Annotated in this window: 24 protein-coding genes and 1 tRNA gene; 17 read left to right on the forward strand and 8 right to left on the reverse strand. The window is 68.3% G+C overall.

Going from position 1 to position 25,968, the window contains the following annotated elements; all coding sequences use genetic code 11:
* Position 1 precedes the first annotated feature (1 nt).
* The 9 genes from ACVCMG_RS09535 to ACVCMG_RS09575 all read left to right on the forward strand — a co-directional run bounded on the left by ACVCMG_RS09535 (position 2) and on the right by ACVCMG_RS09575 (position 6,940).
* Positions 2-1,300, forward strand: a complete 1,299-nt coding sequence (locus ACVCMG_RS09535) for an NAD(P)/FAD-dependent oxidoreductase (RefSeq protein WP_447113965.1) — start codon at positions 2-4, stop codon at positions 1,298-1,300.
* Positions 1,297-2,097, forward strand: coding sequence for a DUF1365 domain-containing protein (locus ACVCMG_RS09540; RefSeq protein WP_447113966.1), 801 nt, complete (start codon positions 1,297-1,299; stop codon positions 2,095-2,097). Before ACVCMG_RS09535 ends, ACVCMG_RS09540 begins: the two co-directional genes overlap by 4 nt.
* A 23-nt stretch (positions 2,098-2,120) precedes the next feature.
* Positions 2,121-3,398, forward strand: coding sequence for a class I SAM-dependent methyltransferase (locus tag ACVCMG_RS09545; RefSeq protein ID WP_447105342.1), 1,278 nt, complete (start codon positions 2,121-2,123; stop codon positions 3,396-3,398).
* The gene (locus tag ACVCMG_RS09550) at positions 3,395-3,946 is read left to right on the forward strand and encodes a DUF2878 domain-containing protein (protein WP_447105341.1); all 552 of its coding nucleotides are present in this window, start codon (positions 3,395-3,397) and stop codon (positions 3,944-3,946) included. Before ACVCMG_RS09545 ends, ACVCMG_RS09550 begins: the two co-directional genes overlap by 4 nt.
* Positions 3,943-4,725, forward strand: a complete 783-nt coding sequence (locus tag ACVCMG_RS09555) for a DUF1295 domain-containing protein (RefSeq protein WP_447105340.1) — start codon at positions 3,943-3,945, stop codon at positions 4,723-4,725. The genes ACVCMG_RS09550 and ACVCMG_RS09555 overlap by 4 nt, the downstream gene beginning before the upstream one ends.
* Positions 4,722-5,837, forward strand: a complete 1,116-nt coding sequence (locus tag ACVCMG_RS09560; RefSeq protein ID WP_447113967.1) for an SAM-dependent methyltransferase — start codon at positions 4,722-4,724, stop codon at positions 5,835-5,837. The genes ACVCMG_RS09555 and ACVCMG_RS09560 overlap by 4 nt, the downstream gene beginning before the upstream one ends.
* Complete coding sequence (locus tag ACVCMG_RS09565) at positions 5,834-6,370, forward strand: lipocalin family protein (protein ID WP_395120968.1); 537 nt, start codon at positions 5,834-5,836, stop codon at positions 6,368-6,370. The genes ACVCMG_RS09560 and ACVCMG_RS09565 overlap by 4 nt, the downstream gene beginning before the upstream one ends.
* Before the next feature lie 113 nt (positions 6,371-6,483).
* Positions 6,484-6,559, forward strand: a tRNA-Ile gene (locus ACVCMG_RS09570).
* A gap of 183 nt (positions 6,560-6,742) precedes the next feature.
* Positions 6,743-6,940 carry a CsbD family protein gene (locus ACVCMG_RS09575; protein ID WP_447113968.1) on the forward strand — a complete coding sequence of 66 codons (198 nt, stop codon included), beginning with the start codon at positions 6,743-6,745 and terminating at the stop codon, positions 6,938-6,940.
* Positions 6,941-6,988: 48 nt separating this feature from the next.
* Here the strand turns inward: ACVCMG_RS09575 and mnhG are convergent, their stop codons facing one another.
* From mnhG to ACVCMG_RS09605, 6 genes are read right to left on the reverse strand one after another with little or no spacing between them, the layout of a single operon-like run.
* Positions 6,989-7,342 (reverse strand): monovalent cation/H(+) antiporter subunit G, encoded by a 354-nt coding sequence (gene mnhG / locus ACVCMG_RS09580; RefSeq protein WP_447113969.1) that lies wholly within the window; start codon positions 7,340-7,342, stop codon positions 6,989-6,991.
* Entirely contained in the window at positions 7,339-7,620 is a 282-nt protein-coding gene (locus tag ACVCMG_RS09585; protein ID WP_395120956.1) for a K+/H+ antiporter subunit F, read from the reverse strand. Before ACVCMG_RS09585 ends, mnhG begins: the two co-directional genes overlap by 4 nt.
* Positions 7,617-8,105, reverse strand: coding sequence for a Na+/H+ antiporter subunit E (locus ACVCMG_RS09590; protein WP_447105337.1), 489 nt, complete (start codon positions 8,103-8,105; stop codon positions 7,617-7,619). The genes ACVCMG_RS09585 and ACVCMG_RS09590 overlap by 4 nt, the downstream gene beginning before the upstream one ends.
* Positions 8,102-9,697 carry a monovalent cation/H+ antiporter subunit D gene (locus ACVCMG_RS09595; protein ID WP_447105336.1) on the reverse strand — a complete coding sequence of 532 codons (1,596 nt, stop codon included), beginning with the start codon at positions 9,695-9,697 and terminating at the stop codon, positions 8,102-8,104. The genes ACVCMG_RS09590 and ACVCMG_RS09595 overlap by 4 nt, the downstream gene beginning before the upstream one ends.
* Positions 9,694-10,035: a Na+/H+ antiporter subunit C gene (locus ACVCMG_RS09600; protein WP_447113970.1), complete on the reverse strand. Its 342-nt coding sequence runs from the start codon at positions 10,033-10,035 to the stop codon at positions 9,694-9,696. The genes ACVCMG_RS09595 and ACVCMG_RS09600 overlap by 4 nt, the downstream gene beginning before the upstream one ends.
* Positions 10,035-12,935: a monovalent cation/H+ antiporter subunit A gene (locus ACVCMG_RS09605; RefSeq protein ID WP_447113971.1), complete on the reverse strand. Its 2,901-nt coding sequence runs from the start codon at positions 12,933-12,935 to the stop codon at positions 10,035-10,037. Before ACVCMG_RS09605 ends, ACVCMG_RS09600 begins: the two co-directional genes overlap by 1 nt.
* Positions 12,936-13,267: 332 nt before the next feature.
* On the opposite strand from ACVCMG_RS09605, the gene ACVCMG_RS09610 reads away from it, so the two are divergent.
* From ACVCMG_RS09610 to ACVCMG_RS09645, 8 genes are all read left to right on the forward strand, one after another.
* Positions 13,268-14,110 (forward strand): hypothetical protein, encoded by an 843-nt coding sequence (locus ACVCMG_RS09610; protein WP_447105334.1) that lies wholly within the window; start codon positions 13,268-13,270, stop codon positions 14,108-14,110.
* Positions 14,111-14,211: 101 nt separating this feature from the next.
* On the forward strand, positions 14,212-15,765 hold the full coding sequence (locus ACVCMG_RS09615; protein WP_136257911.1) for an EAL domain-containing protein: 1,554 nt from the start codon (positions 14,212-14,214) through the stop codon (positions 15,763-15,765).
* A 139-nt stretch (positions 15,766-15,904) separates the two neighbouring features.
* Positions 15,905-16,570, forward strand: coding sequence for a response regulator (locus tag ACVCMG_RS09620; protein WP_447113972.1), 666 nt, complete (start codon positions 15,905-15,907; stop codon positions 16,568-16,570).
* The gene (locus ACVCMG_RS09625; RefSeq protein ID WP_447113973.1) at positions 16,567-17,961 is read left to right on the forward strand and encodes an ATP-binding protein; all 1,395 of its coding nucleotides are present in this window, start codon (positions 16,567-16,569) and stop codon (positions 17,959-17,961) included. Before ACVCMG_RS09620 ends, ACVCMG_RS09625 begins: the two co-directional genes overlap by 4 nt.
* A 253-nt stretch (positions 17,962-18,214) precedes the next feature.
* On the forward strand, positions 18,215-18,961 hold the full coding sequence (locus ACVCMG_RS09630; protein ID WP_447113974.1) for a polysaccharide deacetylase family protein: 747 nt from the start codon (positions 18,215-18,217) through the stop codon (positions 18,959-18,961).
* Positions 18,958-20,100, forward strand: a complete 1,143-nt coding sequence (locus tag ACVCMG_RS09635; protein ID WP_447113975.1) for a glycosyltransferase family 4 protein — start codon at positions 18,958-18,960, stop codon at positions 20,098-20,100. The genes ACVCMG_RS09630 and ACVCMG_RS09635 overlap by 4 nt, the downstream gene beginning before the upstream one ends.
* A 78-nt stretch (positions 20,101-20,178) precedes the next feature.
* Positions 20,179-20,487: a PepSY domain-containing protein gene (locus tag ACVCMG_RS09640; protein WP_447113976.1), complete on the forward strand. Its 309-nt coding sequence runs from the start codon at positions 20,179-20,181 to the stop codon at positions 20,485-20,487.
* Between the two features lie 139 nt (positions 20,488-20,626).
* Entirely contained in the window at positions 20,627-21,811 is a 1,185-nt protein-coding gene (locus ACVCMG_RS09645) for a glycosyltransferase family 9 protein (RefSeq protein WP_447113977.1), read from the forward strand.
* Positions 21,812-21,833: 22 nt separating this feature from the next.
* On the opposite strand, the gene ACVCMG_RS09650 is transcribed toward ACVCMG_RS09645, so the two are convergent.
* Both ACVCMG_RS09650 and ACVCMG_RS09655 read right to left on the reverse strand, forming a co-directional pair.
* The gene (locus ACVCMG_RS09650; protein WP_447113978.1) at positions 21,834-22,865 is read right to left on the reverse strand and encodes a YncE family protein; all 1,032 of its coding nucleotides are present in this window, start codon (positions 22,863-22,865) and stop codon (positions 21,834-21,836) included.
* A 32-nt stretch (positions 22,866-22,897) separates the two neighbouring features.
* Positions 22,898-25,960 (reverse strand): efflux RND transporter permease subunit, encoded by a 3,063-nt coding sequence (locus tag ACVCMG_RS09655; RefSeq protein WP_447115404.1) that lies wholly within the window; start codon positions 25,958-25,960, stop codon positions 22,898-22,900.
* Positions 25,961-25,968 lie beyond the last annotated feature (8 nt).

The following is a 25,968-nucleotide window of genomic DNA, read 5'->3' on the forward strand; positions in this document are numbered from 1 at the left end:
GATGCGCATCGCCGTGGTCGGGTCGGGCATCGCGGGGCTGGCGTCGGCGTGGCTGCTGTCGCGCAAGCATGAGGTGACGCTGTTCGAGGCCAATGACTATTTCGGCGGGCACACCCATACGCACGAGGTGGCGCAGGCCGGAAAAAGCTACCGCATCGACAGCGGCTTCATCGTGCACAACCCGGCGCACTATCCGCTGCTGACGCGGATGTTCGCGCAGCTGGGCGTGGCCTCGCAGCCGACCACGATGAGCTTTTCGGTGCACAGCGAGGCCAGCGGGCTGGAGTACAACGCCACCACGCTGGACACGCTGTTCTGCCAGCGCCGCAACCTGCTGTCGCCGCGCTTCCTCGGCATGGTGCGCGACCTCGCCCGCTTCTACCGCGAGGCACCCGCGCTGTTGCTCACGCCCGAGGACACGACCAGCCTCGGCGATTACCTGCTGCAGCACGGTTACGGCGCCGCGTTCCGCGACGAACATCTGATTCCGATGGCCTCGGCACTGTGGTCGTCGCCGCCCACGCAGATCCTGCAGTTTCCCGCGCGCTACCTGGTGCAGTTCATGGCCAACCACCAGATGCTGCAACTGGCCGGACGTCCGCAGTGGCGCGTGGTGAAGGGCGGCTCGTCGACCTACGTGGCGGCGTTGCGCGCGCACTGGCCGGTGCGCGAGCGGCTGCACTGCCCGGTGCATTCGATCCTGCGCCACGCCGGCGGCGTCGAGGTGTGCAGCGCGGCGGGCGTGGAGCATTTCGATCAACTGGTGCTGGCCTGCCACAGCGACCAGGCGCTGCGCCTGCTGGGCGACGCGAACGAGCGCGAGCATTCGATCCTGGGCGCGATGACCTACCAGGCCAACGACACCGTGCTGCATACCGACGCCAGCGTGCTGCCGCGCCGGCGCAAGGCGTGGGCGGCCTGGAATGCGTGGCTGCCGCGCGATCCCGCCGCGCCGTGCACGGTCAGCTACTGCATGAACCTGCTGCAGGGCATCGCCTCGCCTGAGCCCTTCGTGGTCAGCCTGAATCGCAGCGAGGCAATCGACCCGGCCAAGGTCCTGGCGCGCATGCGCTACCACCATCCGGTCTACACCCGCGCCTCGGTGCAGGCGCAGGCGCGCAAGGCCGAAATCCAGGGCTGGCGCCGCACCTGGTTTGCCGGCGCGTACTGGGGCTGGGGTTTCCACGAGGACGGCATGCGCAGCGCGGTCGAGGTGGCTGCGTCGCTCGGCGTGCATTGGCCACCGGACCATGCGCCGGTGGCGACGCCCACTCCGCACCAGGCGGAGCTGATGGCGTGACGACGAAACCGGCCAGCTCGAAGCTGCGATTGGCCAGCGCCGTGTACGAAGGCGTGGTGCGCCACCGTCGGCATGAGCCGCACGCACACGCGTTCAGCTATCGCATGGCCCAGCTGTACCTGGACCTGGACGAGGTCGAGCGGATATTCGCCGAGCGCTGGCTGTGGTCGACCACGCATCGCAACCTGGCGCAGTTCCGCCGCAGCGACTACCTGGGACCGGCGACCCTGTCGCTGACCGATGCGGTGCGCCAGCGGGTGGAGCAAGCCACCGGCACGCGGCCGAGCGGTCCGATCCGCCTGCTCACCCACCTGCGTTACGCCGGCATGGTGTTCAACCCGGTCAGCTTCTACTACTGCTTCGCCGAGGATGGCGAAACCCTGCTGGCGGTGCTGGCCGAAATCACCAACACGCCGTGGAAGCAGCGCCACGCCTATGTGCTGCCGGTCGAGGACGCACAGGTGCATGGCCGCGCACTGCACTGGAACTTTGCCAAGACCTTCCACGTGTCGCCCTTCATGCCGATGGACTGCGACTACGACTGGCGCTTCACCGTGCCGGCCGAGGACCTGCGCGTGCACATGAACGTGATGCGCGAAGGCCGGCGCACGTTCGACGCCACGCTGAACCTGCAGCGCCTGCCGCTGACCGGCGCGTCGCTGGCGCGCGTGCTCTGGCGCTATCCGCTGATGACCGCCCAGGTGGTCGGCGCGATCCACTGGCATGCACTGCGGCTGTGGCTGAAGCGCAATCCGGTGCACGACCATCCGGCGCCGCCCGCGCGTCCTGCCGACTGAAACGAACACCCCCGAGGTTTGCCATGAACGATATCGCCAGCACCCGTACCCGCGACGACGCCGCATTCGGCGGGCTCGATCGCTTCCTGCGCCGGCAACTGCTCGAGCGGATGCGCGGCCTGCGCCACGGCCGGTTGGTGCTGAGCGACGCCTGCGGCACGGCCGAGCTGGGTGAACCCGCCAGTGCGCAGCCCACGCTGCAGATCCACCTGCAGGTGCTGGACCCGGGCTTCTACCGCGCAGTGGCGCGCCATGGCAGCGTCGGCGCCGGCGAGTCGTACATGGATGGCCAGTGGCGCTGCGACAACCTGGTCGGCCTGATCCAGCTGCTGGTGCGCAACCGCGACCTGCTCGACGGCATGGAAAGCGGACTGGCCCGACTCGGCGGCATGGCGATGCGGCTGTGGCACGCGCTGCGTCGAAACACCCGCGACGGCAGCCGCCGCAACATCGCCGCGCACTATGACCTGGGCAACGATTTCTTCAGCCTGTTCCTCTCGGCGGACCTGATGTACTCCTCGGCGATCTGGAGCGACCCGGCCGACACGCTGGAAACCGCTTCCGCACGGAAGCTGGAGCGGATCTGCCGCCAGCTCGACCTCCAGCCCGCCGACCGGGTGATCGAGATCGGCACCGGCTGGGGCGGCTTCGCGCTGTACGCGGCGCAGCACTACGGCTGCCATGTCACCACCACCACGATCTCGCGCGAGCAGTATGCGCTGGCCAGCCAGCGCGTCGCCGAAGCCGGCATGGAGGGGCACGTCACCTTGCTGCTGGAGGATTACCGCGACCTCGAAGGCCAGTACGACAAGCTGGTCTCGATCGAGATGGTCGAGGCGATCGGCGCCCCGTATCTGGACGTCTATTTCGGCAAGCTCGGCAGCCTGCTGAAGCCGGAGGGCCTGGCGCTGGTGCAGGCGATCACCATCGAGGACCACCGCTACGCGCACGCGTTGAGGTCGGTCGACTTCATCAAGCGCCACGTGTTTCCCGGCAGCTTCATCCCCTCGATCAGCGCACTGCTCGCGGCCAAGACCCGCGCCAGCGACCTGGGCCTGATCCGACTGGAGGACTTCGGCAGTTCGTACGCGCAGACGCTCAAGGCATGGCGCGAGCGCTTCATGGCCCGCCTGCCGCAAGTGCGCGCGCAGGGCTTCGACGAACGTTTCGTGCGCCTGTGGGAGTTCTACCTGGCGTATTGCGAAGGCGGCTTCCGCGAACGCTCGATCGGCGTGGCGCACCTGTTGATGGCCAAGCCGGGTCATCGCCCTGCCGCATCGTCGCCGGGCCGGCCGGCATGAGTTTCTGGCTCAGCCTGATCGGCTACCAGGCCGTGTGGTTTGTCGCGGTGATCGGCGCAGGTCACGGGCTGGCGTGGCCGGGCGTGCTCGGCATGCTGGTCTACGCGCTGGTGCAGCTGGCCTGCGCCCGCAACCTCCGCGTCGATCTCGCCCTGATGGCCGCCGGGCTGGTGATGGGTTTCCTGCTGGACGGCACGCTCAGTCGCAGCGGGCTGGCCGATTACGCGGCGGGCTGGCCGAACCCGGCGCTGGCACCGGGCTGGATTCTCGCGCTGTGGGTGACCTTCGCGCTGACCTTCAGCCAGTCCCTGCGCTACCTGCAGACGCGGCTGTGGCTGGCGGCGCTGCTGGGGCTGGTCGGCGGTCCGCTGGCCTATCTGGGTGCGGCGCGCGGCTGGCAGGTGGTGACGTTTGCCGAACCGACGTGGCGCGCGCTGCTGGCACTGGCGCTCGGCTGGGCGCTGGCGACCCCGGCGCTGGCGTGGCTGGCGCGCCTCGGCCGCGCCTCGACGCAGCCGCGGCCGGCAACGCGAGGAGCCCGCGCATGAATCCCGGGTGGCAACTTCTGATCGTGTGGCTGCTGGCCGCGCTGATGATGACGCTGGGCTGGCAATGGCAGCGCAGGCGCAGCAATGCGGGCATCGTCGACGTGCTGTGGGCGGCGGGCGTGGGCGGCAGCGCCGTCCTGCTGGCGCTCACCGGCAGCGGTGCGCCGTGGACACGCGCGATGCTGGCATGCCTCGGCGGCGCGTGGGGCCTGCGCTTGTCCCTGCACCTCTGGCGGCGCGTGCGTGGCGAAGCGGAGGACGGTCGCTATCGCAACCTGCGCGCGCACTGGCAGGGCGCGCAGTGGAAGTTCTTCGCCTTCTTCCAGTTCCAGGCCTTCCTGATCGTGTTGTTCGCGCTGCCGTTCGCGGCGGTCGCGCGCAACCCGCAGGCGTCCGCGCCGTGGCTGGCCGCGGCCGTTGCCATCTGGCTGCTGGGCGTGCTGGGCGAATCGCTCGCCGATGCGCAACTGGCGCGCTTCCGCAACGACCCGGCCAACCGTGGCAAGACCTGCCGCGATGGCCTGTGGCGGCATTCGCGCCACCCGAACTACTTCTTCGAATGGCTGCACTGGTTCGCCTACGTCTGCCTGGCGGTCGGTTCGCCGATCGGCTGGCTGGCGTGGTCCGGGCCGGTAGTCATGTACGTGTTCCTGCGCTGGATCAGCGGCGTGCCATACACCGAGGCACAGGCGCTGCGCACGCGCGGCGAGGATTACCGCGACTACCAGCGCACCACGGCGATGCTTATTCCATGGTTCCCCAGGAGGACCCCGCGATGACCACCCCCGCTTCCACCGAACTGGCCAGCGAGCGGCCGGCGCCAGGCCTGCTGGGCATGGCCGAACGCGGCCGCATCCCCGACGCGCTGTTGCGCCAGGGCATCCGCCGACTGTGTGCGCAACGCCTGCGCGAGGAACAGGCCGGCGGCCTGGACGCGCAGGCCGAGCGATATGCGCAGCGCATCGAGATGCTGCGCCACAGCCCGGTGGCGATCCACACCGACGCGGCCAACGCGCAGCACTACGAGCTGCCGCCGGCGTTCTTCGAACTCTGCCTGGGCAAGCGCCTGAAGTATTCGTCCTGCTACTACCCGCGCGGCGACGAGTCGCTGGACCAGGCCGAGGAGGCGATGCTCAAGCTGTACGGCGAACGCGCCCAGCTCGCCGATGGCCAGTCGATACTCGAACTCGGCTGCGGCTGGGGCTCGCTGACCCTGTGGATGGCCGAGCATTTTCCGAGCGCGCGGATCACCGCGGTATCCAACTCCACCCCGCAGCGCCAGCACATCGAGGCGCAGTGCCGCCGACGTGGCCTGTTCAACGTGCAGGTGATCACCTGCGACGTCAACGCGCTGCAACTCGATCCGACGCAGTTCGACCGCTGCGTGTCGATCGAGATGTTCGAGCACATGCGCAACTACGAGACGCTGCTGAACCGCATCGCCGGCTGGCTGAAACCCGGCGGCAAGCTGTTCGTGCACATCTTCGCGCACCGCACGGCGATGTATCCGTTCGAGACCGAGGGCGACGACAACTGGATGGGCCGGCACTTCTTCACCGGCGGGCTGATGCCGGCGTCGGACACCTTGCTGTGGTTCCAGTCCGCGCTGCACATCGAGCAGCGCTGGCATGTCGACGGCACGCACTACCAGCGCACCGCCAACCACTGGCTGGCCAACCAGGATGCGCACCACGACGAGGTGATGAAGGTACTGGCGCAAGCCTACGGCAGCAAGGCCGCACCGCTGTGGTTCCAGCGCTGGCGCATGTTCTGGATGTCCTGCGCCGAGCTGTTCGGCTACGCCGACGGCCAGCAGTGGCTGGTCGCGCACTACCGCTTCGTGCGCCCCGCGGTCGACACCCGCCCCTCGATCGCCGCGGAGACGCCATGAGAATCCTGACGACCTTTTTGCTGGCCTGCCTCATGCTGTTCAACGTCAACACTTTCGCCAGGGAGCTGCCGCCGATCACGCCGGTGGCCCACGTCGACCTGCCCCGCTTCATGGGCGACTGGTACGTGATCGCCACCATCCCCACCCGCTTCGAGAAGAACGCGTACAACGCGGTCGAGGTCTACACGCTGAGGCCCGATGGCAACGTCGCCACCTCGTTCCACTTCCGCAACGGCAGCTTCGACGGCGAACGCAAGGAGATCCACTCCACCGGCTTCGTCAAGCCCGGCACCGGCAACGCGGTGTGGGGCGTGCAGGTGTTCTGGCCGCTGAAGGCGCAGTACATCGTGGCCTGGCTGAAGGACGACTACAGCCAGGTCATCGTGGCACGCGATGCGCGCGACTACATGTGGGTGATGGCGCGCACGCCGACCATCGCGCAGGCCGACTACGACGCGCTGCTGGCGCGGGTGCAGGCGCTGGGCTACCCGATGGACAAGGTGCGCAAGGTGCCCCAGCAAGCCAGACAATGACCGGACAACCCGCCGCGCCTGCCAGGAAGCCCCGCCGACGCGGGGCTTCTTCGTTCCGGCGAAGGTCCGGCCTCGTGGGCGCGCCGCGCCCTACGGTAAACTCCCACGCTCGCGGGCCTATAGCTCAATGGTTAGAGCAGGGGACTCATAATCCCTTGGTTCCAGGTTCGAGTCCTGGTGGGCCCACCATCCTGCGTACCTCGCGGCTACCCCTGTGCATGATGCGTGGCGCCCGCAATGCGCCGCCGCCTGAACGCCCGCTCCCCCCATGCACGTCGCCACCACCTGGCCCTAACGCCGCCGCGGGGATAGTGGGTCGCGACGGGTTGCAACGGCACGCCTGTCATCCCTATCGCAACGGAGTGACACGACATGAACGACGACCGCATCCAGGGCAACTGGAAACAGCTCACCGGCAAGATCAAGGCCAAGTGGGGCGACCTGACCGACGACGACCTGGCCCGGGCCGAGGGCAATACCGAATACCTGGTCGGCAAGGTGCAGGAGCGCTACGGCATCGCGCGCGACGAGGCCAAGCGCCAGGTGCGGGATTTCGAGCGGACGCTGTAATCCCGCCGGCATCGCACGGGATCGCTGCGGTTGCGGCGGCTCCGCGCGTCAGTCCTTCGGCGTCAGCTGCGGCACGTCCTGCGAGCCTTCCTCGCGGTCGCGGTACAGCGCGGCGCGCACCAGCAGCATCAGGGTGATCGGGGTGGTCAAGGTGAGGAACACGCCGATCAGCACCTCGTTGAAGATCGGCCGGCCGTGCAGCACCGAGAAGCAGGTGATCGAGGCGGCCAGCATGAAGAACGTGCCCAGCGTGGTGCCCAGCGTGGGTGCGTGCACGCGCTGGTAGAAGTTCTTCAGGCGCAGCAACCCGAGCGAGCCGACGAAGGCGAACAGCGCGCCGAGCAGCATCAGCACGGCGACGGCGATGGCTGCCCATGGCGGCAGGGCGTCGAGGTGGCTCATTCGATCACCTGCCCGCGCATCAGGAATTTCGACAGCGCCACCGTGCTGGCGAAGCCGAGCAGGGCGATGATCAGGCCGGCCTCGACGTAGAGCATGCTGCCGCTGCGGATGCCGATGGTCAGCAGCAGGATCATCGCGTTGACGTACAGGGCGTCCAGCGCCACCACGCGGTCCTGCGCGCGCGGGCCGCGCACCATGCGGATCAGCGAGAAGGCCATCGCCAGCAGCAGCAGGATCTGCGCCGCGCGGATCGACACGTCGAGCAGTTCGTGGCTCATTGGAAAACCTCCAGCAGAGGGCGTTCGTAGCGCTGCTTGATCGAGTCGATCCAGCCGGCCTCGTCGACCAGGTCCAGCACGTGGATCAGCAGGATGTTGGCGTCGGAGTCGTAGCTGACCCAGATCGTGCCGGGGGTGGAGGTGATGATGCACGACAGCACGGCCAGGCCGTAATGGTCGGTCAACTCCAGCGGGATCGCCACGAAACCCGAGTGCAACGGGCTCTTGTTGAACAGCACGATGCGCGCCACCGCGAGGTTGGAGCGCACGATGTCCAGCACCACGCGCACGAACAGGCGCAGCAGCAACGGATAGTGGCGCAGCCGCGCCTTGGGCGGGTCCAGCAGGTCGAGCATCCGGCCCAGCACGATGCCGAGCACGATGCCGAGCAGCACGGTGCCGGGCGACACGCTCTGGTTGAAGATCAGCCAGATCAGCGCCAGCAGCGCGGACAGCAGCGGATGCGGCAGCCAGCGGCGGATCATGGTGCGACCTCGGCGCCCGGCAGCACGGCGTGGATGTAGTTGCCCGGCGCATGCAGCTGCGCGGCGGTGTCGCGCAAGTAGTGCAGCGGCCGCTCGGGCCAGACCGTCAGCAGCAGGCACAGCCCCAGCAGCAGCGCGACGGAGACGCTCTCGGTGAGGCGCACCTTCGGAAAGATCCGCTCCGGCTCGACCCAGAAGATCTGGATGCCGGCGCGGCACAGCGCGGTCACGGTGCAGAAACCGGCCGCCACGACCAGCGCGAACAGCAGCTGCGCGCCGCGCCCGGCGTCATCGAGCATCGGCGCCAGCAGGGCGAACTTGGCCAGGAAACCGGACAGCGGCGGCAGCCCCGCCAGCAGCACCGCGCAGGCCGAGAAGCTCAGGCCCAGCATCGCGATCGGCGCCGGGATCACCACGCGGCTCTCGTCCTCCTGCGCGTACAGGCTCTCGTTCGCGGGGGTTTCGCCGGGCTGCTCGTATGGTTCCAGGCTCAGCGTGTCGTCGGTGTCGTCGTCGCCGTCGGAGGCGAGCAGGCCGGCAATCAGGAAGAACGCGGCGATCGCCAGGGTGGAGATCACCAGGTAGGCCAGCGCGCCGGCGGTCACCGCGCTCTGCTGCAGGCCGATCGCGCCGAGCAGGGTGCCGGCGGAGACCACCACGTTGTAGCCTGCCAGCTTGCCGAGGTCGCGCGCGCCCAGCATGCCGATGGTGCCGGCCACCAGCGTGGCCATGCCGCCCCACAGCATCCACGCGCTGCCGAAATGCGCCGAGGCGGGCCCGGCGCCAGCGCCGAACAGCAGCAGGCCGAGGCGCAGCAGCACGTAGATGCCGAGCTTGGTCATCAGCGCGAACATCGCGGCCACCGCCGGCGCCGCGGCCGCGTAGGTGCGCGGCAGCCAGAAGCCGAGCGGCCACATCGCGGTCTTGATCAGGAACGCCACGCCGAGCAGCGCCGCGCCCGCATGCAGCAGCGCGCGGGTGCGCTCCGGCACGTGCGGGATCAGCTCGGCCAGTGCCGCCATGTTGAGCGTGCCGGTGACGCCGAAGATCAGGCTGACGCCGAGCAGGAACAGCATCGAGGCGGTCAGGTTGACCGCGATGTAGTGCAGCCCCGCGCTGACCCGCCGCGCACCCGAGCCGTGCAGCGCCAGGCCGTAGGACGCCGCCAGCAGCACTTCGAAGAACACGAAAAGATTGAACAGGTCGCCGGTGAGGAAGGCGCCGTTCAAGCCCATCAGCAGGAACTGCAGCAGCGGCTGGAAATGGCCGCCGCGATGCTGCCAGCGACCCAGCGCATACGGCAGCAACGCCAGCGCCAGCACACTGGTGAGCAGCACCATCAGCGCGGAAAGCCGGTCCGCCACCAGCACGATGCCGAAGCGCGCCGGCCAGTCGCCGATGCGGTAGACCGCCGCCAGCGCGCCGTCGGCGGACACCTCCAGCAGCAGCGCGGCGGCCAGCAGCACCAGCGCCACGCACGAGGCGATACTCAGCGTCAGCGCCGTGCGCCGGCGCTTCTCGCCCACCAGCAGCTGCAGCGCGGCAATGAGCAGCGGCAGCAGGATCGGCGCGACGACCAGGTGCTGGCTCACGGCGTGCCGTCCTCGCCGTCGACGTGATCGTTGCCGGTCAGCCCGCGCGAGGTCAGCAGCACCACCAGGAACAGCGCGGTGGTGGCGAAACCGATCACGATCGCGGTGAGCACCAGCGCCTGCGGCAGCGGGTCGGTGTACTGCGCGACGTCGCCGGCCACCTCGTGCAGCACCGGATCGGCGCCGGTGCGCAGGCCGCCGATGGAGAAGATGAAGAGGTTCACGGCGTAGGAAATCAGGGTCAGCCCGATGATCACCTGGAAGCTGCGCGGACGCAGCAGCAGCCACACGCCGGAGGCAGCGAGAATCCCGATCGCGGCGGCCAGCACCAGTTCCATCAGCCCTCCCCTTCCGCGGCGGCGGCCGACACCTGGCGCGGACGTCGCAGCGACTGGTGCGCCAGCGCGATCAGCATCAGGATGGTCGCGCCCACCACCGTGGCGAACACGCCAAGGTCGAACAGCAGCGCCGTCGCCAGCGGCACGCGGCCGAACAGCGGCAGCGCCAGGTACTGAAAATGGCTGGTCAGGAATGGACGTCCAAACGCCAGCGAGCCCAGCCCGGTGAACAATGCCAGCAGCAGCCCGGCGCCGATCCAGCGCAGCGGCAGCACGCGCAGGTGCGACTCCACCCAGCGCGCGCCGCGCGCCATGTACAGCAGGATCAGCGCCACCGCCACGGTGATGCCGGCGACGAAGCCGCCGCCCGGCAGGTCGTGCCCGCGCAGGAACAGGTGCATCCCGAACAGCAGGATCACCGGCGCCATCAACTGGATGATCAGGCCGGGGATCATCAGGTAGTCGGTCAGCGAATGGTCCGCCGCGCGCCCGGGTTCATCCGCCTCCAGCGCGGTCTGCTGGCGCTGTTGCTCCGGTACGTGGATGCTTTCGGCGGCCGGGCGGAAACGGCGCAGCAAGGCGAACACGGTCAGCGCCACGATCGCCAGCACGCTGATCTCGCCCAGCGTGTCGAAGCCGCGGAAGTCGACCAGGATCACGTTGACCACGTTGTGGCCGCCGCCCTCGGTGTACGCCTGTTCGAGGAAGAAGCGCGAGATCGAATCGGCCACCGGATGCATCATCGCGGCGTAGGCCAGGCTGGCCACGCCGATGCCCACCGCCAGCGCGATCACGATGTCGCGGCGGCGACGGAAGCGCTGGCGCCGCCCCTCGGGCGCGAACCCGGCAATACGCTTGGGCAGCCAGCGCAGGCCGAGCAGGATCAGGATCGTGGTGACCACCTCCACCAGCAGCTGGGTCGCCGCGAGGTCCGGCGCCGACAGCCACACGAAGCTCACGCACGACACCAGCCCGGCGCCGCCGCTGAGCACCAGTGCGGCGAGGCGGTGGAACTTGGCCTGGGTTGCCGCGCCGATCGCGCAGGCCGCGCCGAGCAGCCACAGCAGCGCGAACGCCGGATCGATGCTGGACCAGTGCGGGCGAAAATCCAGGGGTGCCGTGGTTGCCGCCAGCACGGCGGCCAGCAGAGCGAGCAGCACGATCCACAGCAACTGCGACTGCAGCCGCCGGCTGGGATAGAGCCGCTCGATGCGCTGCGGCCAGTCCGCCGCGAACAGCGCCAGCGCTCGCTCGAACAGCCGCTTGCCGCTGAAGCGGCTGGTCAGCGGCGCCGTCTCGATGGTATCGAAGCGACGGCGCAGGCTGGCGAACAGCAGGCAGCCGGCGGCGAAGGCGAATACGCTCATCAGCAGCGGCGTGGTCAGGCCGTGCCACACCGCCAGGCTGTACGCCGGCATCTCCGCGCCGAGCACCGCGCCGGCCGCCGCGTGCAAGGTGGGTCCGATCACCCGCCCCGGCAGCACGCCCACCAGCAGGCAGGCCAGCGCGAGGAAGCCGATCGGGAAGCGCATCCACAGCGGCGGCTCATGCGGTTCGCGCGGCAGGTCGGTGGCCATGCGACCGAAGAACACGCCGCGCACGAAGCGGATCGAATAGGTCACGCCGAAGGCGCTCGCGGCCACCGCGATCACCACCGAGATCGCATCCAGCAGCGGCCCCTGCCGCACTGCCAGCGTCTCGGCGAAAAACATCTCCTTGGAGAGGAAACCGTTCAACAACGGCACCCCGGCCATCGCCGCGCCGGCCACCAGCGCCAGCGTGGCGGTGACCGGCATCACCCGGTACAGGCCGCCGAGCCTGCGCAGGTCGCGCGTGCCGGCCTCGTGGTCGACCGCGCCAGCGGCCATGAACAGCGAGGACTTGAAGGTGGCGTGGTTGACGATGTGGAAGATCGCCGCCACCACGCCCAGCGTGCTGCCCAGCCCCACCAACATGGTGATCAGGCCCAGGTGGCTGATCGTCGAATAGGCCAGCACGCCTTTCAGGTCCTGCTCGAACATCGCCGCGTAGGCGCCCAGGATCAACGTGACCAGGCCCACGCCCCCGACGATCCAGTACCACTGGTCGGTGCCGCCCAGCACCGGCCAGAAGCGCACCAGCAGGAACACGCCAGCCTTCACCATGGTGGCCGAATGCAGGTAGGCCGACGCCGGCGTGGGCGCCGACATCGCCTGCGGCAGCCAGAAGTGGAACGGGAACTGCGCGCTCTTGGTGAACGCGCCGAGCAGGATCAGCAGCAGGGTCGGCGTGTACCACGGGTGCGCGCGCACCGCCTCGCCCGCGGCGAGGATCGCGTCCAGTTCATAGCTGCCCGCGATGTGCCCCAGCAGCAGCATGCCGGCGAGCAGGCAGAAGCCGCCGCCGGAGGTGACGATCAGCGCCATCCGCGCGCCGTCGCGCGCGGACGCGCCGTGGTGCCAGTAGCCGATCAGCAGGAACGAGAACAGGCTGGTCAGCTCCCAGAAGAACACCAGCTGGATCACGTTGCCGGACATCACGATGCCCAGCATCGAACCCATGAACGCCAGCAGCAGCGCGAAGAAGCGCGCCAGCGGATCGTCCGGCGACATGTAGTAGCGCGCGTACACGCCCACCAGCGCGCCGATGCCGCAGATCAGCAGCAGCATCAGCCAGCTGAAGCCGTCCACTCGCAGCACCAGGTCCAGACCCAGCGACGGTGCCCACGCGATGGTCTGGCGCAGCACCTCGCCGGCGAAGATCGCCGGGGCCAGCCACAACGAAAGCCCCAGGCCGAGCAGCGCGGTGCCGGTCATCAGCCAGGCGGCGCGGTTGTGGCCGCGCTCGCGCATCAGCCACGTCGCCGCGGCCGCCGCGAAGGGCAGGCAGAGGATGGCGCCTGGGATGAGGTTGTCGGGCATCGCTCACTGCGTTCGATGGAAAGATCGTCGGTGTCGCCCGTCACCGGACCGGCGCCCGGGTGCATCACGCACGGCTACCGCCTCGAACCAGCTGTCATGCAGGCGCGCGGCATGGCAGGCCATCGTCGCGATCACCCGCATGCACTCACCTCTGGGCTGGGAGCGTGGCGGCCAGAACCGTCCGGACTCCTCGCCCGATTCTATCGTTCGCCGCGCGCAAGCGGCAACGGCCCTGCACGGCGCTTGCACACCACCTGTTCGTACCATCACCCGTGGAATCCCGGGATGGCCGCGCGCATGCGTTGCCTCGCACCCATCCGGAGACATGATCGATGACCTGTCCACCTCTTCGTCGGCCCCGCCGCGCGCTGCGCCTCGCCGCTCTCCTGCCGCTGGCGCTGGGCAGCGGCCTCGCCTGCGCGCAGCAGTCGCCTGCACTCGATCGCGTCAGCCTGTGGCTGGGCGGCTACGACGCGCACGTCGACACCACGATCGGCGCCAGCGATCCGGGCGGCCGGTACGGCGGCAACTTCAGCCTGGAGAACGATCTCGGCTTCAACGACCGCAAGCGCGTGCCGCGCGCGCGACTGGATTTCCTGGTCGGCGACAGCCAGGGTTTCTCGCTCGACTACTACAGCGTCAACCGCTCGCGCAGCCAGAGCCTGGCGCGCTCGATCAGCTACGCCGGCAACGACTACGAGGCCGCCGCCACGGTGCGCGGCAAGTTGAACTTCGATTTCGGCAGCGCCTCCTGGCGCTGGTGGTTCGGCCACGGCAACGACGTGTTCGGGCTGGGCCTGGGCGGCGCCTACTACCGCGTGCATGCCGCCATCAGCGGCGAGGCCAGCGTCAACGGCGAGCCGGTCGGGCAGGTCTCCTCCGGCACCAGCGACGGCGCCTGGGCACCGATGCTGCAGCTCGGCTGGCGCCATGCGTTCAACGACCAGTGGCGCATGTATGCCGACGCCGCCGGGGTGAAGAAGAACGGCGGCCGGCTCAGCGGCCACATCGTCAACGCCGCGCTGGGCGTGGAATGGCTGCCGTGGCCACACCTTGGCTTCGGCGCCGAATACGGCTACAGCCGCGTGGTGCTGCACCAGCGCAAGCACGCCTACCACGCCAACCTCGACATGAAACTGGACGGCCCCTCGCTGTTCGTCCACCTGCGCTTCTGAGGCGTGCCGCCGGCGCATGAGCGGATAGGCACGCCGGCAGCGTTGGTGCATCATCGAGGCTCCGACGAGCCGTCCGGACACGGGCGCGGCAAGGGGAAACGATGCCAAGGCGGTTTGCCACCACCATCGCGCTGACGCTGTGCACCGTGGCCATCGTCCTGCCGCTGGTGGCGGCACTGCTGATCGCCCGCCACCAGTCGATGGAGGAAGCCGGCGCCCAGGCATCGAACATCGCCAGCGCCATCATCCATCGCACGGAAGCGGTGGGCGAACAGTCCGCGGCCGCCTATCAGCGGTTGACCGAGTTGAATCCCTCCGGCACGTGCTCCGAGGCCAAACGCGCGCAGTTGCGCCGGATTCTGCTGGATTACGACTACGTGCAGGCGGCCGGCTACGTCTCCGGCGATCGCATCACCTGCTCGGCCATCGGCCCGCAGGCCGACGGCCTGCAGATGGGGCCACCGGCGTACGTGAGCCCGAAGGGCACGCGGGTGCACTTCGGGGTCTCCATCGACGGCAGCCGTCCGTTCGTGGTGCTCAGCGGCGACCATTACGCCACCGCGGTTCACCCGGACAACCTGCTGGTCGAAACGCCTTCCGTGCCGGGCCTTGCGCAGGGCGTGTTCGGGCGCAGCGCCGGCAAGGTCTGGGCCCGTGACGGCCACTTCGACCCGGCATGGCTGGAGCAGCACGGCAAGGCTGCCCGCGCGATCTTCTACGACGGCGGCTACCTGGTGGCGATCCAGGGATCGGAGCGCTTCGACGTGGGCGCCTACGCGGCAATTCCGCGTGCCTACCTGAGCTCCCGCCTGCGCGAGCTCGCCCTGTTGCTGCTTCCCGTCGGGCTGGCACTGGGCGCGGCGTTGGTCGGCGCGATCGTCATGTTCGCGCGCCAGCGTGCGTCGCTGCCCGCGTTGCTGCGGGCGGCGCTGAACCGGCAGGAGTTCGTGCTGTACTACCAGCCGATCGTCGAGCTGGGCTCCAACACGATAGCCGGGGCCGAGGCACTCTTGCGCTGGCCCGCCAACAAGCAGATCGGCATGCGCCCGGCGCTGTTCGTGCAGGCCGCGGCCGACTGCGGACTGACCGCCCGCTTCACCGAATACGTGCTCGCCCGCGTCGCCATCGACGGGCCACGCTTCTTCAGTCGATATCCGGGCTGCTACATCAGCGTCAACCTGGCGCCGAGCGACCTGCTGTCCGGCGCAGTCGTCGAGCACCTGCAGCGCCTGCTGACCACGCCCGGCATCGGCGTGCACAACATCGTGGTGGAGGTGACCGAGAGCTCCTTCGTCGACCCGGCCAGCGCCAACCGCACGATCGCGCGCATCCATGCGCTGGGCATCCGGGTGGCGATCGACGACTTCGGCACCGGCTTTTCCGGCCTGTCGCAATTGACCCAGCTGCGCGCCGATTGCCTGAAGATCGACAAGATCTTCGTCGACGCCATCGGCACCGGGTCGGTCACCAGCGAAGTGGTGCTGCACATCATCGCGATGGCGCGCTCGCTCAAGCTCACGCTGATCAGCGAAGGGGTGGAGACCCACGCCCAGGCCGAGTTCCTGCGTCAGCACGGCGTGGCGTTTGCCCAGGGCTGGCTGTTCGGCAAGGCGCAGCCGCTGGACGAGCTGTTGCGCCCGGCCGGGCCCGACTGATTGCCGGCGGCACCCGGTCGAGCGCCTCCGCGCGGACCGCGCAGCCACCGGCTCTTGACGTGTCGACTGCGCTATAAGCACTTCTTAAGCCGACGCAGGGATAATCTCCCGGCCAGTCGCCGCCACACGGGGTCCGTTCGTGCACATCATCCTGGTCGAGGACGACGTCCAGCTCGGCGCCGCGATCCAGCGCGCGCTGGAACGCCTCGCCTATACGGTGAGCTGGCTGCGCGACGGCCGCGAGGCGCTGATCGCGCTGCGCGACGAGACCGCCGACCTGGTGCTGCTCGACCTCGGCCTGCCCGGCAAGGACGGTCTCGAGGTGCTGGTCGAGGCCCGCCGCACCCACGTCACCACCCCGGTGATCGTGATGACCGCCCGCGACGGACTGCAAGCGCGCGTGCACGGGCTCGACGCCGGCGCGGACGACTACCTGATCAAGCCGTTCCACCTGGACGAGTTGTGCGCGCGGATCCGCTCGCTGAGCCGGCGCGCGCAGGGTCTGGCGGTCAATCGCATCGAGGTCGGTGCGCTGACGCTGGACCTGGGCACCTCGCAGGTGACCTTCCGCGGCGAAGTGATCGAACTGACCCGGCGCGAGTTCGCCTTGCTGCAGATCCTGCTGGAGCGCGCGGGCAAGCTGGTGCGTCGCGAAAGCCTGATCAACTCGTTGTATGGTCTGGACAACGTGGTCGGCGACAACGCGCTGGAGGTGCTGGTGCACGTGCTGCGCAAGAAGCTCAGTTATGACACTGTCCGCACGGTGCGCGGATTCGGTTACATGATCCCGCGGGAGATCGAATGATCCAGCCGAGCCTGCGTGGCCGGCTGCGCTGGCTGATCATCCTGGTGATGATCGCGGTGCTGCTGCCGTTGGCGGTGTTCAGCTTCCGGCGCACCATGCAGGAGGTCAACGAACTCTCCGACGGGAGGCTGGCGCAGTCAGCCCGTACGCTGCAGGTCATCATCGGGGAAGAAGGCGCCGAGGCGCTCGACGGTCACGATCAGGAAGACAAGCTGGTGCCGATCGAAGTGCCGGAAGCGTCGGCCGTGCAGCGACGCCGGTACCCGTTTGAATCGGAAGTCGGCTTTCAGGTGTTCGATGCTTCTGGCCGGATGATCATGGCCACCGCCAATCTCGCCGCGCTGCCGCCTCCGGGTGTCGCCGATGCCAATTTCCGGGACATCGACGCCCGCGGGTATCACTGGCGTCTGTTCACCCTCAGGGACACCGCCGATGGGGTGGTGATCCGCACCGGTGAACGCTACGACAGTCGTCACGACATCCTGCGCGCATTGTGGTTCGACCATGCCTTGTCCTTGCTGATCGGCTTGCCGCTGCTGGCGTTGCTGGTGGGCTGGGCGGTGAAGCGCGGACTGCGTCCGCTGGAATCGCTCGCCGGTGCGCTAGGCTCGCGTTCGCTGGGCAGCCGGGAACCGATCGTGCTGGAGCGCGCACCGCTGGAATTGCAGCCCGTGCTCGATGCACTGAACGGACAGCTGCAACGCCTCGCCGATGCACTGGAACGCGAGCATCGTTTCAGCGCGGATGTCGCGCACGAGCTGCGCACGCCGCTGGCCTCGATCATGCTGAACATCGAAAGCGCCACGGCCACCAGCGATCCCGATGAGGCCACCACGAGTCTGGCCGGTGCACGCCACAACGTGGCCGCGCTGGCGCGGCGGGTCGAACAGCTGCTGGCACTGGCCAGGCTGGAATCCGGCACGGAGCTGGAGCAGCGCCAGTCCATCGACCTGGTCGGCGTGGCGATCGACGTGATCGAGGAGCTGACCCCGGTGATTTCCGAATGCGGCGCCGAGCTGGGTTTCAGCCACGACGACCGGCCGGTGCGGGTGCTGGGCCACGAGGCCGCGCTGGCCGCGCTGCTGCGCAACCTGGTCGAGAACGCCATGCGCCACGTGCCCGCCGGGGGCCAGGTGCAGCTGTCGATTGCGCAGGGCGTGGTCACCACCACCATCGACGTGGCCGACGATGGCCCCGGCATCCCGCCCGAACGGCGCGCCGCGGTGTTCGCCCGCTTCCATCGCGAATCGAGCAGCCGCGGCGAAGGCTACGGCCTCGGCCTGTCGATCGTGCAGCGCGCCGCCGAGCTGCACGGCGCGACCATCGAACTGCTCGACTCGCCGTTCGGCCAAGGGCTGCGCGTGCACGTGAGCATTCCGCGCAATACCTGAGCTGATGGCGACTTTGCTCAGCCGCCCCTCCACTTTTCCACCGTGCCCCCCTGAGCTTCGGCCCTACGGGGCTGGGCTCAGCGCGAACGGAATTTCCGGCTGAGCGAAGTCGCCAATCAGGGCACCTGATACACCGCCGTCCGGCCGGCGAATCCATAAGCCGGATGAAAGCCGTCCGCCCGGAGAATGCCGGCCAACCCCACCGGCCGATTTGCACCGGTGGCTCGACAACCCGGACGCGGCGAAAACAGACATGAACGAAGCGGGGAAAGCGGGCAGCCAGGTGGTGCCCGTGCTCATGTATCACAACATCGCGTCGGTCCCACCAGGGCTGCGCACCTACCGCAGCCTTTATGTCAGCCCGGCGAAGTTCGCGCGGCAGATGTGGTTGCTGCACCAGCTGGGCTACACCGGCTTGTCGATGTCGGCCGCGTTGCCGTTCCTGCGCGGGGAGCGCCAGGGTCGCGTGGTCGCCATCACGCTCGATGATGGCTACGTCGACAATCTCGACGCGGCGCTGCCGGTGCTGCAGTCGTTCGGTTTCAGCGCCACGACCTACATGGTCAGCGGCAGCATCGGCCGCTTCAACACGTGGGACGCCGAACGGCTCGGCATCCGCAAGCCGCTGATGTCGGCCGCGGACATGCGCCGCTGGAACGACGCCGGCATGGAGATCGGCGCGCACACGCGCAGCCATCCGCGGCTCAGCCAATGTACGGACGCCGCCCTGCACGGCGAAATCCACGGCTGCAAGTCCGACCTCGAGGACCGCCTCGGCTGCGCGGTGACCCAGTTCTGCTACCCCTACGGCGACGCCGACGAACGCGTGGTCGCGATGGCCCGCGCAGCCGGCTACGCGGCGGCCACCACCACGCGACGGGGGCGCGCCGTGGCCGGCGCCGACCTGTGGCGACTGCCGCGGATACAGGTGGCGCGGCACCACCTGCTGCCGCAGTTCGCGGCGCGCGTGCTGACCCGCTACGAGGATCGCCGCGCATGAAGTTCCTGCTGGTCGGCACCAACCCGGAGCACACCGGCGCGGCCACCCATTTCGTCGCGCTGGCGCAGGCGCTGGCCGAGGCCGGCCATGAGGTCGGCGTGGTCACGGCCGCCGAGGGACTGATCGAACAGCAGCTAGCCGACACCGCGGTGCAGCTGCACCGCGCCACGTTCCGCAACGCGCTGGACCTGCGCGGCTACGTCGCAGTGCTGCGCACGGCGCGACAACTGCGGCCGCACTGGCTGGTCGGCAACTTCGGCAAGGAGTACTGGCCGCTGATCGTGATCGGCCGGCTGCTGCGCATCCCGGTCGTGCTGTTCCGCCACCGCGTGCCGCCGATGAAGCACGTCTCGGCCTGGTTGCTGCCGCGGCTGGCGCACCGCTTCTTCGCCGTGTCGCGCCACGCGCGCCGCGCCTACCTCGAACGCGGCGTGCCGCCCAGCCTGGTGCAGGTGCTGTACAACCCGGTGAACATGGCGCTGTGCCGGCACGACCCGGTGCAGCGCAGCGCAATCCTGCGCAGCCTGGACATCTTCGGCGACCCCGTCGTGCTCGGCTACTGCGGCCGGATGCAGCGGGGCAAGGGCATCTTCACCCTGTTCGACGCCGCCACCGCGGCGATGGCGCAGCAGCCGCAGCTGCATTGCCTGTGGCTCGGCGACGGCCCGGATGCGCAGGCGCTGCGCGAGCGCGCTGCCGCGCATCCGCTGGGTAGCCGCCACCATTTCCAGGGCTGGGTCAACGACATCCACCCGTACTACAGCGCCATGTCGATGCTGGCCTTCCCGTCCATCGCACCGGAAACGTTCGGCCGTGTCTCGGTGGAAGCGCAGGCCGCCGGCCTGCCGGTGCTGGCCAGCGACATCGGCGGCATCCCGGAAACGCTGCAGCCAGGCATCACCGGCGCGCTGCTGCCGCCCGGCGACGTCGAGGCGTGGCGCGTGGCCATTCTGGATATGTGCAACGCATCGCGCCGGCTGCCGATGGGCGTGGCGGCCGAGGCGTTCGTGCGCGAGCATTTCAGCACGGGTGTGATCGCGGCCCACTTCGTGCAGCTGCTGAACGCCGCCACCACGACGTCCCGCACGAAAGGTATCCGTCGGCATCGGCCCCGCCGGAAGCGACACTGGCCGGGCTGAACACGCCACCACCGAACTAAGCGTCACCGAAGCTTGTTCGGCGAAGCTGACCTTCCCCTCACGAAGGAAGGAAGCACCATGCGCAATGTACTTGTCACGTCCACCTTGCTGGCGCTGCTCGCGGCCGGCGCCTTGCCGACGGCTCACGCCGCAGCGGCGGCAAATCTGCAGGCACAGGCAAAGATCGACATGCCGCATGCCCGCGAGATCGCGCTGAAGACGTATCCTGGCCGCATCGTCAAGGAAGAACTGGAGCGCGAGCCCGGCGGCAGCGGCCTGCGTTATTCGTTCGACATTACCTCGGCCAGCGCAACCCACGAAATCGGCGTGGACGCGAAAACCGGCAAGGTGGTGGAGAACTCGGTGGAAGGCGCGGACGACGACTGAGCGCGCTCCACCGGCGGCTCGGCCGATCCGTCGGCCGGGCCGTCTTTGCGTCCGCGCCCAGGCACGCGCCGTCTACCGATTAACCTGATACTCACGGCTCCATAAGCGTGCTGTAAGCGACGCGCTTCATGCTGTAGCCATGACCGCCATCGACAGCATCCGTTCTCTCGTCGCCGCGCCACTGCCGGCAGCTGAATCCCGCAAGGCTTCCATCTCATGGAATGCGCGGGGGCGCACATGGGTGGCCGCGATCCTTCGCCGTCGCCTGCAGCGAGCAGGCCGAGGCCTGTGCGAGCCCGGCGGGTTGCCGCGCACAGGCATTCACCGGGTGCTGGTGTGCCGGCCGAACCATCGGCTCGGCAACAGCGTGCTGATCAGCCCGCTGATCGCGGAGATCGAGACGCTCTATCCAGGCGCCGAGATCGACATCCTCGGCAGCGACGCCAGCGCGTGCCTGTATGCCAACCGGTTCAGCGTGCGCACCGTGTTCGTGCTGCCGGGGAAGATCGCCCGTCATTTGTGGCAATCGGCAAGCGTGCTGCGCGCCCTGCGGCGATGCCGCTACAACCTGGCCATTGATGCCTGTAACGGATCGCAGTCCGGTCGCATCGTGCTGGCGCTGGCGCAAGCCCGATACAAGGCGGGATTTCCCGACCCCCAATTGAATCCTGCATCGGCGTGGCACGCCCTGACCTGGCCCGATCACCTGGCGCATCGCGGTGTATTCCTGCTGCGTCAGGCTTGTGCCCGGGCGGCGCAGCCGGACTATCCACCGCTCAACCTCGATCTGACGCCCGATGAAAAGCGTGCGGCGGCCCAGGTCATGGCAAGGCTGTGCGGTGGTTCGCGCGAACATGGCGGGGCAACGGTGGGCATCTTTTCCAACGCGACCGGTGCCAAATACTACGGGGAAGACTGGTGGCAGAGCTTCGTGGATACCTTTCAGTTGCTATGCCCGCAGGTCAGGCTGGTGGATTTGCTGGCGGCGCATGGGCGCTCGCAACTGGGTTCGCGGCTGACGCCGTTCTATTCGCAGAGCCTGCGCCGGCTGGCCGCGATGACGGCCTGCATGGATGGCGTGATCAGCGCCGACTGCGGCGTCATGCACCTGGCCACCGCCAGCGGCACACCCACGCTGGGGTTGTTCTCGGTCACTGATCCGGCCAAATACGCACCCTACGGCGGCGCCAATGCCGCGCTGGATACGCGCGCGATGGATGCGGTGGGCGCGGCGACGGCAGCCGCGCAATGGTGCAGCACACGCTTGCGGGCGCAGGGGTTGCGGGCGCAGGGGCCAGAGTCACTTTTCGCATGCGAAAAGTGACTCGACCGCTCGTGAGCTCGAGCTAGCGCTGCCCCACCGTCAGGATGCCGAAGCTGTCCGGCGCGATCGGGTGTCGGCCATTCGGCCGCAGCTTGGTGCCGAAGCGCGCGGCGGAGAGGTAAAGCCGATGCAGTTTCGGATCCAGTGCCAGCGTGCGGGCGCTGACCTGGCTGGGGATGGTGGCGCTCACGTGGTAGTGATCAGCATCATCCTGCCGCACGGCGGTGATCGTGCCGCTTTCGCCGTTGGAGCTGTAGATCGTCGACGTGGCGGCATCGAAGACCACCGCGTCGGGGCCGTCGCCGATCGCCACGGTGGCGACCTGATGCCCGTCGGTCGCATCAGTGACGGCCATCACTCGGTTGTCGCAAACCGAGAACAGGCGATGGTGGCGCGTGTCGATGGCCAGGCCGCTGGGTGACTGGCACGGGGCCAGTGACCACACATGCAGCACCCGGTTGCTGGCGGTATCGATCTGCACCAGTTCGGACTTGTCCTCGATGTTTGCGTAGACGTGGCCCGCGCCATCGGAGACGGCGAACTCGGGTTTTCCCGGCAGTTCGATGGTGGCGACCACGGCGTCTTTGGCCGGGTCGATCACGCTGGCCGAGTCGCTGTGTCCATTGAAGGTCAGCACATGTTTCGAGGCGCTATCGTAGAGAATGGCGTCCGGGTTTTTGCCGGTGCCGGCGATCGTTGCGACGGTTTTCAGCGTGGCCAGGTCGAACACGGTTACCGACGCCGCCTTGCCGTTGCTGGTGAATCCGCGATTCAGACTGGGCGCCAGCGCGATCCCGTGCACGCCGGGGGTGTCGGCGATCGTGCCGATCTGCTTGTCGCGATCGACATCGATCACCAGCACGCGATCGCGGCGGCTGACAAACAGGTGTCGATGCGCCGCGTCGAAAGCGAGGTAATCCCAGCCGCCGGTGCCACCCAGCCGCAGCGTCGAAAGCACATGCGGCGCGGGCGTCGGCGCCGCTGCCGCGTGACTGGCGATGGGCAGCGCCAGCAGCAGAGCGGTAGGCAGGAGTGAACGAAGCAGTCTTTGCATGGCAGTCACCTTGAAGGTTGGTTACGGGACCATCAGCCGGCGGGCGCAGCGTTGATGGCATCTTGACGCGGCGCAGCCTTGTCGCGCCGGCGCAACAGCGAATACAGCACCGGCATCACCAGCAGCACCAGCGGCAGCTGCACCAGCATGCCCGAGATGATGGCAATCGCCAGCGGCTGCTGCATCTGCGAGCCCTGGCCGATGGCGAGCGCCAGCGGCAGCAGGGTCAGGATCGCCGCCAAGGTCGACATCAGGATCGGTCGGGTACGGTGCTCGCCGGCGGCGTGCAGGGCAGCGTGCAGCTCGCATTCCTTTTCAGCTTCCTGCAGCTCGGAGAAATAGAAGATCGCCAGCTCGGTGACGATGCCCACGATCATCGTCATGCCCATCATCGCCGAGATGTTCAGTTCGATGCCGGTCGCCCACAGTCCCACGAACACGGCGGGAATGGCCAGCAGCGGCATCGCCAGGATGGTGATGGCCACGCGGAAGCTCTCGTACAGGAACAGCAGCAAGGTGAACACCAGCGCGATCGCCGCCGCCATCATGATCATCAGTCCGCGAAACGCCTGTTGTTGCTGCTGGTAGGTGCCGCCCAGCTGGTAGACCACGCCCTTGGGCAGCAGCCCTTTGGTATTCATCGCCTTTTTCACGTCGGCGACGGCCGAACCCAGGCTGCGACCGCTGAGGCGACCGGTCACCGAGACCGTGCGCTTGAGGTTGATCCGCGTGATCTCCGGCTGGCCCTGCACCTGGGTGACGGTGGCCACCCGCGACAGCGGCAGCATGTGGCCATCGGGCGCGCGGATCAGCAACTGCTCGATCTGTTCGATACGCTGGTGCGCGCTCTCCGGCAGCCGCACGCGAACACCGACCAGTTTCTCGCCCTCGGGCATGCGGGCGGCGACCGTGCCGTCGACCGCCGCGGCCACCTGGTCGGTGACGCTGACCGGATCGAGACCCTCGATCGCCGCCTTGGTTTCATCCACCTTGATGGTGAGCGCATCGCCGGCCGGGTTGATGCCGTCAAGTACGCTGACCACGCCGTTGATCTTGCCGATGTTCGCCGCGACCTTTTTGGCGGTGGCGTTCAGCGTGGCGGCGTCGGCGCCGGAGAGCTGCACGTCGATGGGCTGCGGCACCGCGACCAGGTCGCCGATCAGATCTTCCATCAACTGCGCCACGTCGACATCCAGGCCCGGCACCTGCTTTGCCACCTGGCTGCGCACCTTTTCCATGACCTGTTCGGTCGAGGGGCGCGAGCCGGTTTTCAGGCGCACGAAGAAGTCACCCGTGTTCGCTTCGGTCAGGCCACCGCCCAACTGCAGGCCGGTACGCCGCGAGTAGGTGTCGACGTAGGGATTGGCGCGGATGATGGTTTCGACCTGACGCAGCAGGCGGTCGGTTTCCTCCAGCGAGGTGCCCGGTGGCGACCGGTAGTCGAGGATGAAGCCGCCCTCGTCCATCTTCGGCATGAAGCCGGAGCCGACCTGGGTGTAAGCCAGGCCGCCCAGGGCGAGCAGCGGGATGACGATCACCAGCACCAGCCACGGCCGCTTCAATCCGCGCGCCAGCGTGCTCTGGTAACCGGCCATCATGCGGCGGGTGAAACGGCCCTGCTCGGGCTCGGCCAGATGCTTCTTGTCCAGGAAACGCTCGGCCAGCAGCGGCACCGCGACCCAGGTCAGCAGGTAGGAAATGATCAGCGCGCTGGCCATGGTCAACGACAGCGCCTTGAAAAAGGCGCCGGTGACACCGGTCAGGAACGCCAGCGGCAGGAAGATGATGACAGTGGCAGCGCTGGAGCCGGTCAGCGGCCGGGTAAATTCCCATGCCGCCCCGGCCACGCGCTCATGGATCTCGCCGGCACCGCCGCCGACCCGGCGCATGATGTGTTCAAGCATCACGATGATGTCGTCGATGATCAGGCCGACCGCCGCCGCCATGCCGCCCAGGGTCATCATGTTGAAACTCATGCCGAGCACGGACAGCAGCAACATGGTGATCGCCAGTACCGAGGGCACCACGATCAGCGCGATCAGGATCACCCGCGTGTTGCGCAGGAACAAGAACAGGATCAGTCCGGCCAGCACGATCCCGATCAGGATCGCATCGCGCACGCTGCTGGCGGCCGCCGTCACCAGCTGGGTCTGGTCGTACCAGTTGGCAATGTGCACGCCCGCGGGCAGCTGCGGCGCGTAGTCGGCCAGCTTCTGCTTCACGTCCTTGGCGATCTGCACGCTGTTGCCGCCGGGCTGCTGGTAGACCTGCAGCAGCACCGCGTTCTGGCCGTCGGCGTTGACCCGGATCCACTGCGGCACATGGCTGAGGCTGACGCGCGCCACGTCCTTCAGGCGAACGACGCCGCCGGGCACCGCCTGCACCACGATGTCACCCAGCGCGGCGAGGGTGGTCGGTTGATTGTTGGCCAGCAGCAGGTACAGCTTGTAATGATCCGAGACGCGGCCCATCGCCTGGATCGTGGCCGCGTTGCTGACCGCCTTGGTAACGTCGGCCAGGCTCAGGCCCAGCGCGCGCAATTTGTGCGGATCGACGTCGGCGTGGAATTCGGCGACCTCGCCACCCTGCACGTCGACGTGCGCGACGCCGGTGATCGAGCTGAGCAGCGGCCGCAGCTGGTACTCGGCCAGGTCGTGCAGGTCGCTCGGCGAGAGCGTGTGCGAGCGCAGGCTGTAACCGAGTTCGGGAAAGGTGGTGGGGTCCATGCGCCGGGTGCTCAACTGCGTGCCGGCGGGCAGCTGCGCCAGCACCTGGCCGGCGGCGCCGTTGATCTCCTGCAGCGCCGCGTTCATGTCGAAGCCCCAGTCGAAGGTCACCTCGATCTGCGCACTGCCACGGCTGGTGGTGGACTTCACGTCGCGCACGCCGCGCACCCTGCGCACCGCGACCTCGACCGGCGTGGTCACCTGGATCGCCATCTGGTCGGCCGGTCGGTCGCCCGCGTCGATGGTCATCTGAATGCGCGGAAAGGCGACGTTGGGAAACAGTGCCACCGGCATGAAGAACGCGCTGGCGATGCCGCCCATGGCCAGCATGAAGGCCAGGAACAGCAGCGAGCGGCGGTGCCGCTGCATCCAGATGC

The organism is Rhodanobacter sp. UC4451_H18 (assembly GCF_052978225.1).